The organism is Erwinia sp. PME.40.26/001 (genome assembly GCF_055556675.1).
In genome coordinates this window covers 405,611-419,638 of record NZ_JBVHNP010000004.1, presented here as the reverse complement: position 1 = coordinate 419,638, position 14,028 = coordinate 405,611, and the positions used below count along the sequence as shown (strand labels likewise).

At 54.6% G+C, this 14,028-nt stretch carries 17 protein-coding genes and 2 tRNA genes; 11 read left to right on the top strand and 8 right to left on the bottom strand.

The annotated features are described in order from the left end of the window. The first annotated feature begins 172 nt into the window (after positions 1 to 172). The 3 genes from ACZ3HG_RS15030 to ACZ3HG_RS15020 all read left to right on the top strand — a co-directional run bounded on the left by ACZ3HG_RS15030 (position 173) and on the right by ACZ3HG_RS15020 (position 1,997). Positions 173 to 249: transfer RNA gene (locus ACZ3HG_RS15030), tRNA-Asp, on the top strand. 165 nt (positions 250 to 414) lie between these two features. After that, positions 415 to 1,206: an endonuclease/exonuclease/phosphatase family protein gene (locus tag ACZ3HG_RS15025; RefSeq protein ID WP_465333223.1), complete on the top strand. Its 792-nt coding sequence runs from the start codon at positions 415 to 417 to the stop codon at positions 1,204 to 1,206. A 23-nt stretch (positions 1,207 to 1,229) separates the two neighbouring features. After that, positions 1,230 to 1,997, top strand: coding sequence for a class I SAM-dependent methyltransferase (locus tag ACZ3HG_RS15020; RefSeq protein ID WP_191935073.1), 768 nt, complete (start codon positions 1,230 to 1,232; stop codon positions 1,995 to 1,997). Between the two features lie 58 nt (positions 1,998 to 2,055). On the opposite strand, the gene mltD is transcribed toward ACZ3HG_RS15020, so the two are convergent. Both mltD and gloB read right to left on the bottom strand, forming a co-directional pair. After that, positions 2,056 to 3,435, bottom strand: a complete 1,380-nt coding sequence (mltD, locus tag ACZ3HG_RS15015; protein WP_191935074.1) for a murein transglycosylase D — start codon at positions 3,433 to 3,435, stop codon at positions 2,056 to 2,058. A 71-nt stretch (positions 3,436 to 3,506) separates the two neighbouring features. Continuing rightward, positions 3,507 to 4,262, bottom strand: coding sequence for a hydroxyacylglutathione hydrolase (gloB, locus tag ACZ3HG_RS15010; protein ID WP_465333221.1), 756 nt, complete (start codon positions 4,260 to 4,262; stop codon positions 3,507 to 3,509). 44 nt (positions 4,263 to 4,306) lie between these two features. Between gloB and ACZ3HG_RS15005 the strand changes: the two genes are divergently transcribed. After that, positions 4,307 to 5,029, top strand: a complete 723-nt coding sequence (locus tag ACZ3HG_RS15005) for a class I SAM-dependent methyltransferase (RefSeq protein WP_191935076.1) — start codon at positions 4,307 to 4,309, stop codon at positions 5,027 to 5,029. A 52-nt stretch (positions 5,030 to 5,081) separates the two neighbouring features. On the opposite strand, the gene rnhA is transcribed toward ACZ3HG_RS15005, so the two are convergent. Beyond that, complete coding sequence (gene rnhA / locus ACZ3HG_RS15000) at positions 5,082 to 5,609, bottom strand: ribonuclease HI (RefSeq protein WP_191935077.1); 528 nt, start codon at positions 5,607 to 5,609, stop codon at positions 5,082 to 5,084. On the opposite strand from rnhA, the gene dnaQ reads away from it, so the two are divergent. Together dnaQ and ACZ3HG_RS14990 are read left to right on the top strand one after the other, a co-directional pair. Continuing rightward, complete coding sequence (dnaQ, locus tag ACZ3HG_RS14995) at positions 5,602 to 6,351, top strand: DNA polymerase III subunit epsilon (RefSeq protein WP_191935078.1); 750 nt, start codon at positions 5,602 to 5,604, stop codon at positions 6,349 to 6,351. The genes rnhA and dnaQ overlap by 8 nt on opposite strands. Before the next feature lie 134 nt (positions 6,352 to 6,485). Next, positions 6,486 to 6,562, top strand: a tRNA-Asp gene (locus tag ACZ3HG_RS14990). A gap of 52 nt (positions 6,563 to 6,614) precedes the next feature. Here the strand turns inward: ACZ3HG_RS14990 and ACZ3HG_RS14985 are convergent. Continuing rightward, positions 6,615 to 8,114, bottom strand: a complete 1,500-nt coding sequence (locus ACZ3HG_RS14985) for an NCS1 family nucleobase:cation symporter-1 (protein WP_191935079.1) — start codon at positions 8,112 to 8,114, stop codon at positions 6,615 to 6,617. A 146-nt stretch (positions 8,115 to 8,260) separates the two neighbouring features. Between ACZ3HG_RS14985 and ACZ3HG_RS14980 the strand changes: the two genes are divergently transcribed. From ACZ3HG_RS14980 to ACZ3HG_RS14960, 5 genes are all read left to right on the top strand, one after another. Then, positions 8,261 to 8,974, top strand: a complete 714-nt coding sequence (locus ACZ3HG_RS14980; RefSeq protein ID WP_191935080.1) for a GntR family transcriptional regulator — start codon at positions 8,261 to 8,263, stop codon at positions 8,972 to 8,974. Positions 8,975 to 8,976: 2 nt separating this feature from the next. Continuing rightward, positions 8,977 to 9,717 carry an allantoin racemase gene (hpxA, locus tag ACZ3HG_RS14975; RefSeq protein WP_191935182.1) on the top strand — a complete coding sequence of 247 codons (741 nt, stop codon included), beginning with the start codon at positions 8,977 to 8,979 and terminating at the stop codon, positions 9,715 to 9,717. 42 nt (positions 9,718 to 9,759) lie between these two features. Beyond that, complete coding sequence (gene puuE / locus ACZ3HG_RS14970) at positions 9,760 to 10,719, top strand: allantoinase PuuE (protein WP_191935081.1); 960 nt, start codon at positions 9,760 to 9,762, stop codon at positions 10,717 to 10,719. A 169-nt stretch (positions 10,720 to 10,888) separates the two neighbouring features. Beyond that, complete coding sequence (locus ACZ3HG_RS14965) at positions 10,889 to 11,227, top strand: hypothetical protein (RefSeq protein WP_465333218.1); 339 nt, start codon at positions 10,889 to 10,891, stop codon at positions 11,225 to 11,227. Beyond that, on the top strand, positions 11,227 to 11,595 hold the full coding sequence (locus ACZ3HG_RS14960; protein WP_465333216.1) for a helix-turn-helix transcriptional regulator: 369 nt from the start codon (positions 11,227 to 11,229) through the stop codon (positions 11,593 to 11,595). The genes ACZ3HG_RS14965 and ACZ3HG_RS14960 overlap by 1 nt, the downstream gene beginning before the upstream one ends. An 11-nt stretch (positions 11,596 to 11,606) precedes the next feature. Here ACZ3HG_RS14960 and ACZ3HG_RS14955 read toward each other — a convergent pair whose 3' ends face one another. The 4 genes from ACZ3HG_RS14955 to hpxX form a co-directional block, all read right to left on the bottom strand. Beyond that, on the bottom strand, positions 11,607 to 11,906 hold the full coding sequence (locus ACZ3HG_RS14955) for a helix-turn-helix domain-containing protein (RefSeq protein ID WP_191935183.1): 300 nt from the start codon (positions 11,904 to 11,906) through the stop codon (positions 11,607 to 11,609). A 137-nt stretch (positions 11,907 to 12,043) separates the two neighbouring features. Continuing rightward, positions 12,044 to 12,436 carry an oxalurate catabolism protein HpxZ gene (gene hpxZ, locus ACZ3HG_RS14950; protein ID WP_191936961.1) on the bottom strand — a complete coding sequence of 131 codons (393 nt, stop codon included), beginning with the start codon at positions 12,434 to 12,436 and terminating at the stop codon, positions 12,044 to 12,046. After that, positions 12,433 to 13,836: an AtzE family amidohydrolase gene (locus tag ACZ3HG_RS14945; protein WP_465333214.1), complete on the bottom strand. Its 1,404-nt coding sequence runs from the start codon at positions 13,834 to 13,836 to the stop codon at positions 12,433 to 12,435. Before ACZ3HG_RS14945 ends, hpxZ begins: the two co-directional genes overlap by 4 nt. Then, on the bottom strand, positions 13,833 to 14,021 hold the full coding sequence (gene hpxX, locus ACZ3HG_RS14940) for an oxalurate catabolism protein HpxX (RefSeq protein ID WP_191935085.1): 189 nt from the start codon (positions 14,019 to 14,021) through the stop codon (positions 13,833 to 13,835). The genes ACZ3HG_RS14945 and hpxX overlap by 4 nt, the downstream gene beginning before the upstream one ends. Positions 14,022 to 14,028: the final 7 nt, after the last annotated feature.

Below are 14,028 nucleotides of genomic sequence, written 5' to 3'. Positions count from 1 at the left end.
CTCAGAAGTGAAACGCCGTAGCGCCGATGGTAGTGTGGGGTCTCCCCATGCGAGAGTAGGGAACTGCCAGGCATCAATTTAAGACCCGTAACCGGGTCGTGACCTTACCCCTGACAAGGTAAGGGCGAAATACCTGAAGTCAGACGCAGTCTGAAGTCAGTACAGAATCGGTGGAGCGGTAGTTCAGTTGGTTAGAATACCTGCCTGTCACGCAGGGGGTCGCGGGTTCGAGCCCCGTCCGTTCCGCCACTTAAACAGGAAGCCCTGACTCATAAGAGTCAGGGCTTTTTTGTATTTGCATTTCCTTACGTACAATCCACGCCGAATTAGCGCCCGCCGATTGAAAGTCAGTGGTAAAGTCCCTATAACTGGTAGATGGTTAATCTACCCGGTTTCAAAAGTGCAGGCGGTAACGTGCAAAAAAAGACTTATGCCATGAGATATGTAGCAGGTCAGCCAGCGGAGCGCATTTTTCCTCCCGTGGCGATGCTTCATGTCGGCCAGGCATTACCGCCAGGAGCACCCCTCACCACCGAAGCTCGTTTAAAGGTGCTGGTGTGGAATATCTTCAAACAACAGCGCGCGGAATGGCTCTCAGTTCTGCAAAACTTTGGTAAAGATGCTCATCTTGTCCTGTTGCAGGAGGCACAGACTACGCCTGAGCTGGTGCGTTTCGCGACTTCAAACTATCTTGCTGCCGACCAGGTACCCGCGTTCGTTCTGCCTCAGCACCCTTCAGGGGTGATGACGCTGGCTTCTGCGCATCCGGTTTACTGCTGCCCACTGCGTGAGCGTGAGCCCCTGCTCCGACTGGCTAAATCTGCGTTAGTAACCGCCTATCCTCTGCCCGGGAACCAGATGCTGATGGTGGTAAATATTCATGCGGTGAACTTCAGCCTGGGAATAGATGTGTACAGCAAGCAGCTTGGGCCTATCGGTGAGCAAATCATTCACCATCAGGGGCCGGTGATCATGGCCGGTGATTTTAACGCCTGGAGCCGCCAGCGTATCAATGCCCTGTACCGTTTTTCCCGCGAGATGGGTCTGCGTGAGGTGCGATTCACCGACGATCACCGGCGTAAAGCTTTTGGCCGTCCGCTGGATTTTGTTTTTTACCGCGGGATGGGGGTGGCAGAGGCCTCTGTGCTGGTCACCAGCGCCTCGGATCACAACCCGCTGCTGGTAGAGTTTGACGCCGGGGCCTAATTTCGCCGTAAAAAGAGAGCTTTATGATAGAAACGAAGCACCACGACAACGTTGAAAAACAGTTTGGTGAGCAGGCGGGGGCCTATCTTACCAGCACCGTGCATGCCAGTGGCCGCGATCTCGAACGGCTCGACAGCTGCCTGGCGGGTTCAGCGGGGGCCCGGGTGCTGGATTTGGGGTGTGGTGCCGGGCATGCCAGCTTTACGGCTGCCCGGCAGGTAAAAGACGTCGTAGCATACGACCTGTCAGCAAAAATGCTCGCCGTTGTCCGGGACGCCGCAGTGGAACGTGGCTGTCATAATCTGCTCACTCAGCAAGGGATGGCAGAAAATCTGCCGTTTGAAGATGCCACGTTTGATGCTGTGATTAGCCGCTACTCGGCACATCACTGGCATGATGTAGGTAGTGCGCTGCGTGAGGTCCGCCGGGTTCTGAAGCCCGGAGGAAAGGTCATTTTTATGGATGTCGCTGCTCCGGGGCACCCGGTGCTGGATATCTGGCTGCAAACCGTTGAAGCCTTACGTGACACCTCCCATGTCCAGGATTACAGCCCGGGGGACTGGATGAGGATGATGACGGAAAGTGGTCTGGTCATAGACAAGGTATCTCAGGATAAGCTTACGCTAGAGTTCAGCAGCTGGGTGGCACGGATGCGTACCCCCGAGGTTATGGTGCAGGCGATACGTGCCTATCAGCGGTCGGCATCAGATGAGGTGCAGCGCTATTTTGCGTTACAGCCCGACGGCAGCTTCTGCACTGATACCCTGTTTATTGAAGCCATACGGCCATAAAAAAAGCCCGTCAGAGACGGGCTTTTTATTGTGCCATTCATTCGGCGGGGTATGACTGCTAACTGTCTGGCGTCGCATTATCAGAAACAAACAGCGTTAGCTTATCGCCTGGCTTGATGTTTCTGGTGTTACTGGCGACGCTATTCCAGCGCACAACATCTTTGATGTTAACGCCGTGACGTTTTGCGATACTGGCCAGAGAATCACCCTTACGTACCTTATAGGTGATGCTGTCGCCGTTATCTGCCAGCCGCGTACCATTGCTGCCCAGACTTAACGTCTGTCCCGGTTTGATATTGGCACCACGCAAATTATTTGCACGCTGCAGATCTTTTACCGGTACACCAAGACGTTTTGCTATGCCTGACAGCGTATCGCCACTGCGCACCTTATAAGAGGCAGGAGAAACACTGTTCTTCGCAAGTGAAGTAGGCTGTACCGCTGCGATATCACCGCTTGCCAGTGAGTTACGCAGTTTTGCTACGTTGGATTTCGGCACCATAATGTAATGAGGACCATTAGGGGCTGTCTTTCCACGCGTATAGCCGGAGTTAAAGCTCTTCATCTTACTCAGTGACATACCCGCCATTTCAGCGGCCTGTGTCAGCTCAATTTGCTGGCTTACTTCCACTCGCGCCAGAGCGCGTGCTTCGTTAGGTGCCGGCAAACGTACGCCATAACGCTTGCTGTTTTTGAGGATTTGCCCCAGAGCCAGCATTTTAGGGACATAAACCGTCGTTTCTCGTGGCAGCGCAAGTGACCAGAAATCCGTAGGTCGACCTTTAGCCTTATTGGCTTTTATCGCTTTCATTACACGCCCTTCACCGCTGTTATACGCGGCAATGGTCAGTAACCAGTCACCGTCAAACATGCCGTTAAGGCGCTGTAACATATCCAGAGCAACTTTGGTCGATGCCACAACGTCGCGTCGTCCGTCATACCACTGGGTCTGTTTCAGACCATAATTACGTCCCGTCTGCGGCACAATCTGCCAGATGCCAGCGGCATTTGCAGATGATGTAGCGTGGGGATTAAAAGCGCTCTCCACTATGGGTAGCAGTACCAGTTCCATCGGCATTTTACGTTGCTTAATCTGCTCGACAATCCAGTACATATACGGCTCTGCCCGTAATGTTACATCGTGGAGATAGCTCTTGTTACTCAGGTACTTCTGTTTTTGTTCGCGTATCCGGTAATTATCCGGAACCTTCATCTTCAGCTCGTCGCTAATGAAATTCCACAGATCTTTGTCGTCCGCAAGCGTCGTTCCATCGTCCTGCCAGCGCGGCGACAACATCTCATCTGAGTACTGTCCATTTTCACCTTGACCTGCCGAAGACAAACTCTGTGCATGCTGTTCGGGGATGTTAGCATCGTGCCTTGACGCCTGGCATCCGACCAGCAAGACTGAGGCGAGTAATATCGCTTTAGCCTTCATGTGTGTGTCAATAGTTCGCTTAAAAGACGAGCAATAATACGTGCTCGACCCCGACAACACAACCTATAAAATCAAAAAGCGTCTTTCTTCTCGCGTAGAGCGGCAAATACCTGCCATTCATGTTGCGGAGTTGTTTCTATTCCAATTTTTCTTTGTAATTCAACATCTTTTGTCATCAGGAAAATATTTATTTTACGCTCCTGAGCCAGTTTTGTAGGCAAAGTAATGCCATTTTTGGCGCGTAACTCCTTAATTTCTCGATAGTAGCGGGCTATTTCTGCATCTTGTGGGTAAATTGCCTGTGCAAAGGTTAAATTAGATAACGTATATTCATGCGCGCAACAAACCAGAGTTTCTGCTGGTAGCTGGTTAAGCTTCTGAAAAGAATCAAACATTTGCTTTGCAGTACCTTCGAAAAGCCTTCCGCAGCCGCCAGAAAAAAGCGTATCTCCGCAGAAAAGGTAAGGGAAGCTGAAATATGAGATATGTCCTAAAGTGTGGCCGGGGGTGGCGAAAATCGTAAAATCTTGACCCAAAATGGACAGGGTATCGCCATCACCAACGATATGCTTCGCACCTTTTGTGCGGGTTTCTTCCGGGCCATAAACCTCCAGATGCGGGAAGCGGGACACCAGTTCGGCTACGCCTCCCACATGATCCTGATGGTGATGGGTGAGCAAAATGGCAACCGGCTGCCACTGATTTTTCTCCATCACACGCAGTACCGGGCCCGCTTCGCCAGGGTCAACAATCAGGCAGCGACCGGCATCATCATTTAAGGTCCAGATGTAGTTATCCTGCAGGGCGGGAATACTGGTAAGATTCATTTTTGTCACTCCTGGATGCTCGAAGGGAAAGAAGATGGTAAAGCATGAAGCCTGCTAAAACACGCCAATTCCGCCAGATACCCGAGTCCTGGTCGCAGATCCCCTGCGGTGAATATTATCGTGACGCACTGTCTCACCAGCTGCGCCCCTGCCTCAGTAAACTTTATGGCTTCCATCTGCTGAAAATTGGCAGTCTGAGTGCGGAGATTGATACGGAGTGCTGCGCTATTTCCCATCAGGTGAACGTCGGGCTGGGCGGCGAGTTGTTACAGGTCAGGGCCGATCCCCTCAGTCTGCCGTTCGAGTCAAAATCGGTGGATGCCTGCCTGCTGGCACACACGCTGGCGTGGAGCAGTGACCCGCACCGCATCCTGCGCGAGGTCGATCGGGTCCTGATCGATGATGGCTGGATGATTATCAGTGGGTTTAACCTGTTCAGCGTTCTCGGGATAGGGAAACTGATCCCCGGGGTGCATCGTCGTGTTCCCTGGAACAGCAGGATGTTTACCCAGATGCGCCTGCTGGACTGGCTGAGTCTGCTCAATTATGAAGTCATGCAGCGCACCCGTTTTCAGGTACTGCCGTGGAACCGTCAGGGTGGCAAGATGATTAGCACGCATTTACCTGCCCTCGGCTGCCTTAATCTGATCGTTGCACGTAAGCGAACGTTCCCTCTGACGCGTAACCCCGCGAAGAAAAGCGCCAGTCAGCGACAGCTGCAGGCGGTAGGGGCGACCAGCCAGTTTAGAGAAGAGCGGAAAGGGTAAGTACGAAACAAACACAGGCAGTGGCTGACCTTTTTTCCGGGTCAGCCCGCGATTACGCCCCGGCCTGATACCCGACATCATCGGCAGTCGGGTTACCTGCCGCTGAACGCGCGAGTTCATCACAGCGCTCATTTTCAGTATGACCTGCATGGCCCTTAACCCACTTCCAGACAATCTGATGATGGCTGAGGGCCTCGTCCAGTCGCTTCCACAGGTCGACATTCTTGACCGGCTTTTTATCGGCGGTTTTCCAGCCGCGCTTTTTCCAGTTATGGATCCAGGTTGTGATCCCCTGGCGTACATACTGACTGTCGGTACTGAGCACTACCGCGCAGGGCTGCGTCAGGGCTTCCAGAGCCACGATGGCCGCCATCATCTCCATGCGATTATTGGTGGTCAGATGAAAGCCAGCGCTGAAAATTTTCTCGTGTTTGCCATAGCGCATAATGGCACCGTATCCCCCGGGACCAGGGTTGCCAAGGCACGATCCGTCGGTGAAAATTTCTACCTGCTTAAGCATCTCTGGTAGACTCCCTGAAGTAAAAACGCCAAGTCTGCCATAAACGGGTCCTATGAGCACAGTAAATACAACACGTCAGATCGTTCTTGATACCGAAACCACCGGTATGAATATGATCGGTGTCCATTATGAAGGCCACCGGATTATTGAAATTGGTGCCGTTGAGGTCATCAACCGCCGCCTGACCGGCAATAACTTTCATGTTTATCTGAAACCCGATCGGCTGGTGGATCCAGAAGCGTTCGGTGTTCACGGTATTGCGGATGAATTCCTGCTGGATAAGCCCACCTTCGCGCAGGTCGCGGATGATTTCCTCGCTTATATCGATGGCGCGGAACTGGTGATCCACAACGCCTCGTTCGATATCGGCTTTATGGACTACGAGTTTGCCAAACTCCAGCGCGGCATTCCGAAAACAGAAACCTTCTGTCAGATCACCGACAGCCTGGCCATGGCGCGTAAGCTGTTTCCCGGCAAGCGTAACAGCCTGGATGCGCTCTGTTCACGCTATGAAATAGACAACAGTAAACGTACGCTGCACGGCGCACTGCTTGACTCCGAAATCCTGGCGGAAGTCTTCCTGACCATGACCGGCGGGCAGACCTCACTGACCTTCTCCATGGAAGGCGATCGTGAAGAGCAGGAAGGGGGGGAGACCATTCACCGTATCGCGCGTCCGGCATCCGGCCTGCGGGTGGTGCGCGCCACTGAACAGGAGCTGGCCGCCCACGAGTCGCGTCTGGACCTGGTGCAGAAAAAAGGCGGCAGTTGTTTATGGCGTCCGGCTGAAGCCAGCGAGTGATAAGTGATTAAAATGCGGATGAAAACCGCGTTGCGGTGAAAAAGAGAGCAGTTGAGATGTTTCCCCATAAAAAGCGTTGACGAAATTCGGGCGGGCCCGTAATATTCGCCTCGTTCCCGACGGGGAACATCGGTGGAGCGGTAGTTCAGTTGGTTAGAATACCTGCCTGTCACGCAGGGGGTCGCGGGTTCGAGCCCCGTCCGTTCCGCCAAACATTCAGAGAAAGGCCGATTCGAAAGAATCGGCCTTTTTCGTTTTCTCTGTCAGGACTCTTTCTGCATCGCGACTTTCGCGGTATAGCCTTGTGTCGCGACATTCTCCACATCGCCACGGGCGATCCAGCGATAGCTGCCCGCACCCAGCGCCACGCCAATAAACCAGCTAAAGTTTGCCACCGCATGCAGCGAGGGGATAAAACTGATCACCAGGCCAATCGCCACCGACGGCAGCAGCGCCACAATCGCTTTTGGGTTGAAGCCGCCGCGATACCAGTATTTGCCCTTTGGGGTGGCGTCAAACAGATCATCGACGGAGATCTGGCTGCGTTTGATCAGATAGAAATCCGCCAGCAGGATGCCGAACAGTGGCCCGATAAAGGCGCCCAGCACGTCCAGGGTATAGTGGATCAGCTCGGGAGACTGGAACAGGTTCCACGGGGTCAGCAGTACCGAACCGACCGCTGCGATCATTCCACCGGTACGGAAGCTGATTTTCTGCGGGGAGCAGTTAGAAAAATCGAACGCCGGGGAAACGAAGTTCGCCACGATATTGATGCCGATGGTGGCGGTGATCATGGTCAGCAGGCCAATCGCCACCGCCAGGTCGTTGCCCACCATACTCACGGTCTCAATCGGGTCAGTGATCATGCGGCCAAACAGGGACTGAGTGCCGGAGACGATCACCACAGTGACCAGTGAAAACAGCAAAAAGTTAAATGGCAGGCCCCAACGGTTTCCGCGACGGATCTCACCCATGCTCTTACCGTAACGGGAGAAGTCGCCAAAGTTCAGCAGCGGGCCGGAGAAGTAGGAGACAACCAGCGCGGTTGCTGTCAGCATCTGCCACGCCTGCTCACCACCGGAGAGTGCTTTACTCGCCAGAGTGAAGGAAATACCGTCAAAACCGGTTTTGTATACAATCCAGCCAGCCAGCGCCACCATCACCACGTAGACTGCCGGGCCGGCAATATCTATAAAACGCTTAATCGCGTTCATGCCGTGCCAGAAGACCATTGCCTGTAGTAGCCACATAATGCCAAAGCATATCCAGCCCAGCTGTGACAGACCCAGCCAGGAGGCGTGCGTCAGGGACGATAGAGCGGGCCAGAACTTCAGCGAGACCAGCATCAGCGCATTGGCCGCCAGATAGGTCTGAATACCATACCAGGCAAACGCAATCAGCCCACGTATCACCGCCGGAATATTGGCCCCAAAGACGCCAAACGCCTGGCGGCAGATCACCGCATAAGGGACGCCGGCCATCTGGCTCGGTTTCGCCACCAGATTGGCACAGACCTGCACGATGCAGATACCTACCAGCAGACAGAGCAGAACCTGCCAGCTGGCGAGGCCCAGCGTAAAGAAGCTCGCCGCCACCACATAGCCGCCCATACTGTGTACATCCGACATCCAGAAAGAAAAAATATTGTACCAGCTCCAGTTCTGGTCACGTGTCGGGGCCAGATCCTCGTTGCACAGCCGCGGGCTGTAGTGTGCAGAGGCGTCGGTCGCCGCTGCCTTAGAAGAAATTTGAGTGTTTGGCATGAAACCTGCTCCTGTGAATACAGCAATCAATAAACCGGGTTAAGAGAGGTATTGCAGGATCCAGGCCAGAATAGAATTTCATGTATACAAAAATCAGTATTCCTGTGTACGATTGTTGACGGAAATGAGGATGACCGGAGTAGGGAATGAAGAGTGAAATCGGGCTGAAAACGGCCTCCGACCTGGGCGACAAGGATGAGCCTATCTACCAGGCACTGATGACCGCCATTGTCGAACATCAATTACCACCGGGCAGCAAATTACCGGAAGAGGCCCTTTCTGAGGTGTTCGGCGTCAGCCGCACCGGGATTCGCAAGGTGTTACAGCGCCTCGCCGCAGTGCAAATGATCACCCTGACGCCCAAGCGTGGTGCACAGGTTGCCACGCCATCGGTAGAGGAAGCGCAGGATATTTTTCGCACCCGCAGCCTGATTGAATGCGCCAACCTGCCTGACGTGCTGAAGCACTGTCAGGCTCCCCACCTGGCCGCGCTGGAAAAGCTTAATCGCCAGGAGCAGCAGGCTCATGAACAGCACGATGGGGCCGCAGCAATCCGTCTTTCTGCGGCATTCCACATTCAGCTTCAGGCGATATCTGGCAACCAGGTGCTGACCGACATGGTGACGCGCCTGACCCAGCGTTCTTCGCTGGTGGTCGCCGCCTACGGCGCTCCGTGGCAGCAGGGTTGCCGCTGTGACGATCACGATCGGCTGGTGCGTCTGCTACGGGAAAATGCGCTGACCGGGCTGACTGACTCACTACGGCAACATTTTGATCATATTGTCGCCAGTCTGCGCTTTGAACGCAGTGGTGAAACATTGCCGGACTTCTCCCGGCTGTTTGCCTCGAAAGGAGCGTGATGATGAGTAGCAAACAGATCATCCAGGTGATCAACCCCAACACCAGCCTGGCGATGACTGAGACGATCGGTGCGGCGGCAAGGGCGGTGGCCGGGGCGAATACCGAGATTCTGGCGGTTTGCCCGAGCCAGGGCGTCCCCTCCATTGAAGGCCATTTCGATGAAGCGGTTGCCGCGATTGGCGTGCTGGAGCAGATTAAAGCCGGACGTGAACAGGGCGTGTGCGGGCACGTCATTGCCTGCTTCGGCGACCCCGGGCTGCTGGCGGCACGCGAGCTGGCGCAGGGACCGGTGGTGGGCATTGCTGAAGCAGCCATGCATATGGCCACGCTGGTGGCGACACGCTTTTCCATCGTCACCACGCTGCCACGAACATTAATTATTGCCCGTCATCTTTTGCAGCAGTATGGCTTTGAACATCACTGTGCGGCGCTGCACGCTATCGACCTGCCCGTGCTGGCACTGGAAGACGGCAGCGGTCTGGCACAGGAAAAAGTGCGTCAGCGTTGTATACAGGCCAAACGTGAGGATGGCAGTGGTGCCATCGTACTGGGCTGCGGCGGTATGGCTGACCTGGCCCGGGCGCTCACGCAAGAGCTTGGGGTGCCAGTCATTGACGGCGTTACTGCGGCGGTAAAAATGGTTGAGTCGCTGGTGGCACTGGGTCTTGGTACCAGCAAGCATGGCGATCTGGACTATCCGTTGCGAAAAAATCTGTCTGGCCAGTTTGAGCGCCTAAACTAAAAGCCGGGTCCCCCTTGTTTTGCGACGTTAAGGACTGAGACGATGACTAATACTGCGGAAAAAAAAGAGTACAGCTTCAACAAGAACTATCCGCGCGATCTGCGCGGTTACGCGGGCCAGCCTCCCCATGCGGCCTGGCCGGGTAAGGCGAAGATTGCCGTGCAGTTCGTCCTCAATTACGAAGAGGGTGCAGAGAATAACGTGCTGCATGGTGATGCAGGCTCCGAGCAGTTTCTTTCCGATATTATTGGTGCCGCCAGCTATCCTGAGCGGCATATGTCGATGGACTCGCTGTATGAATACGGCTCACGTGCCGGCTTCTGGCGTATCCACAACGAATTTCAGAAGCGGGATTTGCCGCTAACCATTTTTGGCGTCGCCATGGCGCTGGCACGGCACCCGGAGATCGTCGGGGCGATTAAAGCGGCGGATTATGATGTAGTCAGCCACGGCTGGCGCTGGATCCACTATCAGGGAATGGATGCAAAAACGGAACGGCAGCATATGCAGCAGGCGCTTGATACGCTGACAGACCTGTTTGGTAAAACGCCTACCGGCTGGTACACCGGTCGTGATAGCCCTAACACGCGGCGGCTGGTGGTTGAACAGGGAGGGCTGACCTACGACAGCGACTACTATGGTGACGATCTGCCATTCTGGACTCAGGTCACCTGTCAGGACGGCACGGTAAAACCGCATTTGATTATTCCCTATACGCTTGAAACCAATGATATGCGTTTTGCCACACCACAGGGTTTTAATACCGCCGAGCAGTTTTATACCTACCTGAAAGACAGCTTTGACGTGCTTTATGCTGAAGGCGATGAAGCCCCGAAAATGTTGTCCATCGGCATGCACTGTCGCCTGCTGGGCCGTCCCGGCCGTTTCCGCGCGCTGCAACGATTCCTCGACTATATCCAGCAACACGAGCGCGTCTGGATTTGTACCCGCCAGCAGATTGCCGACCACTGGATAAAAGCGCATCCCGCCCCAACGCTGTAATCTCTGAGGCGAGGTTCCTCCTCGCCCTGTTTTTATCCCTCCCACGATAAAATGGATTTATATCGATACAAAAATAAGGCTTATCTCGTTTCGCTTGTGAAACTATCTGAAATAATGGATGAAGTTACACTAAGCCCTAATGCTTAGGTGATTTTTAAGGGATTAAGCAATGAACAAAGAAAAAAAAGACGGTGAAATTCTCAGGATCATTAAGCCACTGGTAAAGTTCTGGGAAAACAGTCGCGAACCCTGGTGGGTTAAGAACGCCGAATCACAGTTTGTTTATGCCAATAAACGACTCTGTGAGTTTCTGGGATTACCGAAGGGATATAATCCGGAAGGACGGTATGATGGTGAACTTCCGGTGGCTATCAGTGAGTTTGAAGCCCAGTTTCAGGCGCACGATCGGATGGTACAGACAGCACGCGATCGTATTACCTCCATTGTGATCCAGCAATTTAATGGTCTGGATTATCTGCAGCCTTATTATGCTGACAAAATACCCTGATGAATGAAAAAGGCGAGGTGCTGGGCGTTATCCCTCACTGTCGGCCGGTTGAGGCCGTGTTTATTACCCGGTTATCGAAGGTTAAAATGCCCACATCACTGGTGTTTACACCTCCCAGTAAGCAGTTTACTGAAAAAGAGTGGGACGTCATCTTTTACACCTGTCAGTCATTCACCCCGAAAATGATTGAGAAGTCTCTCGGGGTGTCCAACCGTACAGTTGAAGATATTCTGTGTCGCATTTATAAAAAGGCTGGTGTTGGAAATAAACGTGGATTGATCGATTACTGTATTGAGCAGGGCTTTAATAATTTTATCCCTAAAAATATTTTTCAGCAGTGTGAAACGATTATGCCTTTTGAACGATAAAACCTGAACGATCAGGGGGAGTCATTACCCCCTGACGGCGCTTTTGTTTTTTTTACACCCGGCTGGCGGTGTTTTTTGGCTTTACGTGCTTCATAGCGACTGGGCCATATATCCGCTGGCTCCAGCCCCAGCAGTGAGGCAATAATCTTTTCACCTTTAGGCCAGGGCCGGGTCAGGGCATTAGCCAGCGTGCCGCCAGCCAGTCCATTTGCCCGTGACAGCGAGGCGATAGAATAACCTTTTAGTCGAATAGCACATTTTATTTCTTCACGATGCCAGTCACCCGCAGGGGGAGGGCCTCGGGTCGTCATGGTGGGGGTTAGGGGAGCTAACAGCGTCATCTTTCTCTCCTATGTGGATAAGTGAAGGGGAGTTTTATCATTCGCTGCCAGCCTGCACCACCGTGAGAATTACGGAGCATCGAAACCGGCGGGTTTACTGCGGTGGATCAGGTCATCAAACTGACCTGCGCGGCCACAATGCGCCAGCCGCAGGGGAATTTCACCCAGGTCTGCTGCTGACGTCCGATGCGGTCACTACCCTCACGGGTAAACTCGGTACTGCATACGGCGAAATCGTCGCCATAGGTGGTGATCACCGTATTTCTTAAGCGGCGATCTAACCCTGCGGAGGGGCGCGAAGCGCGAAAATCGCGGATCGCCTCAATCCCATAAAGGTTCTCCCCGGCACCCAGACGTACCGTGCGGCGATCATGCCAGAAAAGGGCATCCAGCACGGAGATATCATTGCTGACCAGCGCCGCTTCATAACGATAAAACGCGGCGGTGACTTCAGCAAGGATCGCCGGGCGATCACTATATTCACTATATTCACTGTTCATTTTTGTGGTTCCATTCTGGCCGGGTCGGCCTGTGTGATACCCATCTGCTCCAGGGCTCTGGCGGCCCGCAGGCACGCGGCTTCGTTAAAGGGTGCTGCAATCAGCTGCAGGCCAATGGGCAGGCCGTGAGCAGTACGCAATGGAACTGTGGTCACCGGCAGGCCGAGAAATGAAACAGGTTGGGTCAGCATGCCCATGCTGGCGCGGATCGGCAGGTCAGTGTGGTTAATGCGCATCGTCTCCTGGCCAATGTACGTGGCGCTGGCTGGTGTCGCGGGTGCAATCAGCACATCCACCTGCTCAAAGACAGGCAGCACCTGCTGCTGGAAATGACGACGAAAACGCTGCGCCTGTACATACCAGGCCGCCGGGATCATCGCCCCGGCAAGCAGACGCTCACGCGACAGCGGTTCAAACTGTGCCGGAGAATGGCGCAGCGCGGGCAGGTAGTGATTTCCTCCCTCGGAGGCGCTAAGAATAAACGCTGCGGTTCTCGCCAGCTCCGCTTCCGGCAGCACCACTTCCTCGCGGGCATTTAGCGCGCTGGCGGCCCGTGCCACTGCGGCACGGGCATCATCATCGCACCACTGCTGAAAGTACCCTCCCAGCACGCCGCAGCGCAGGCCATCAATGCCCTGTTCCAGCTGCGGACTGACGGTTTGCACAGGGCGATCGGCCTGGAAGCCGTCAGCAGGATCGTGACCCTGCAATAAATCATAGACGTGCGTAAGGTCGCTGACGCGGCGGGCAAGCGGGCCGATATGATCAAGGCTGGCGACAAACGGATGGCTACCGCTGCGCGACAGGCGGCCAAAAGTCGGTTTCAGACCAAAGATGCCGCAGAGTGAAGAGGGCACGCGAATCGACCCGTTGGTGTCGGTGCCGAGAGAAAAGTGTACCAGTCCTGCGGCGACGGCCGCTGCGGAGCCTCCGGACGAACCACCGGCAATACGCGCCGGATCGTGGGGGTTGCGGGTGGCACCGTAATGCGTGTTTTCCGTGGTGAACCCGTAGGCGTAAGCATCCATATTCAGCATGCCCGACAGTAACCCCCCGTTGCTGGCCAGCTTCTGTACCGCCCACGCATCCTGCTGCGCCGCCGGACGGTTGCTGAACAGGCGGGCACCGGCCAGCGTAGTGTGTCCTGCCACATCGAACAGGTTCTTGACAGCGTAAGGGATCCCGGCCAGCATCGGCAGCGGCTGGTTTTGATGTTTCAGACGATCGAGGCGATCGGCTTCCTGTAACATCCGATCCTGAGTGATAGCGGTCCAGGCATTGAGTGACGGATTATGCCGCTCAATCGCGGCCAGCGTGTGCCGGGCGATCTCGCGTGCGCTGAGATCGCCACGGGCCAGGGCCCGGGTCAGCTCGCCAATGGAAAGGGAGGCCAGATTCATGCTTTATACACTCCTGCCACTTCCAGGCGGTCATCCAGCGGAAACACCATCAGCGGCACCGCCATAACGGCAATGCGGTTGAACTGCACCTGCAGTTCAGCACGACGTGCATCGTCAAGCTCCAGCGCCAGCACCTGCTCCATCTGTGTGATATAGGCTGCCCAGTCGGGCGTCGTTGGTGTCATGCTCATC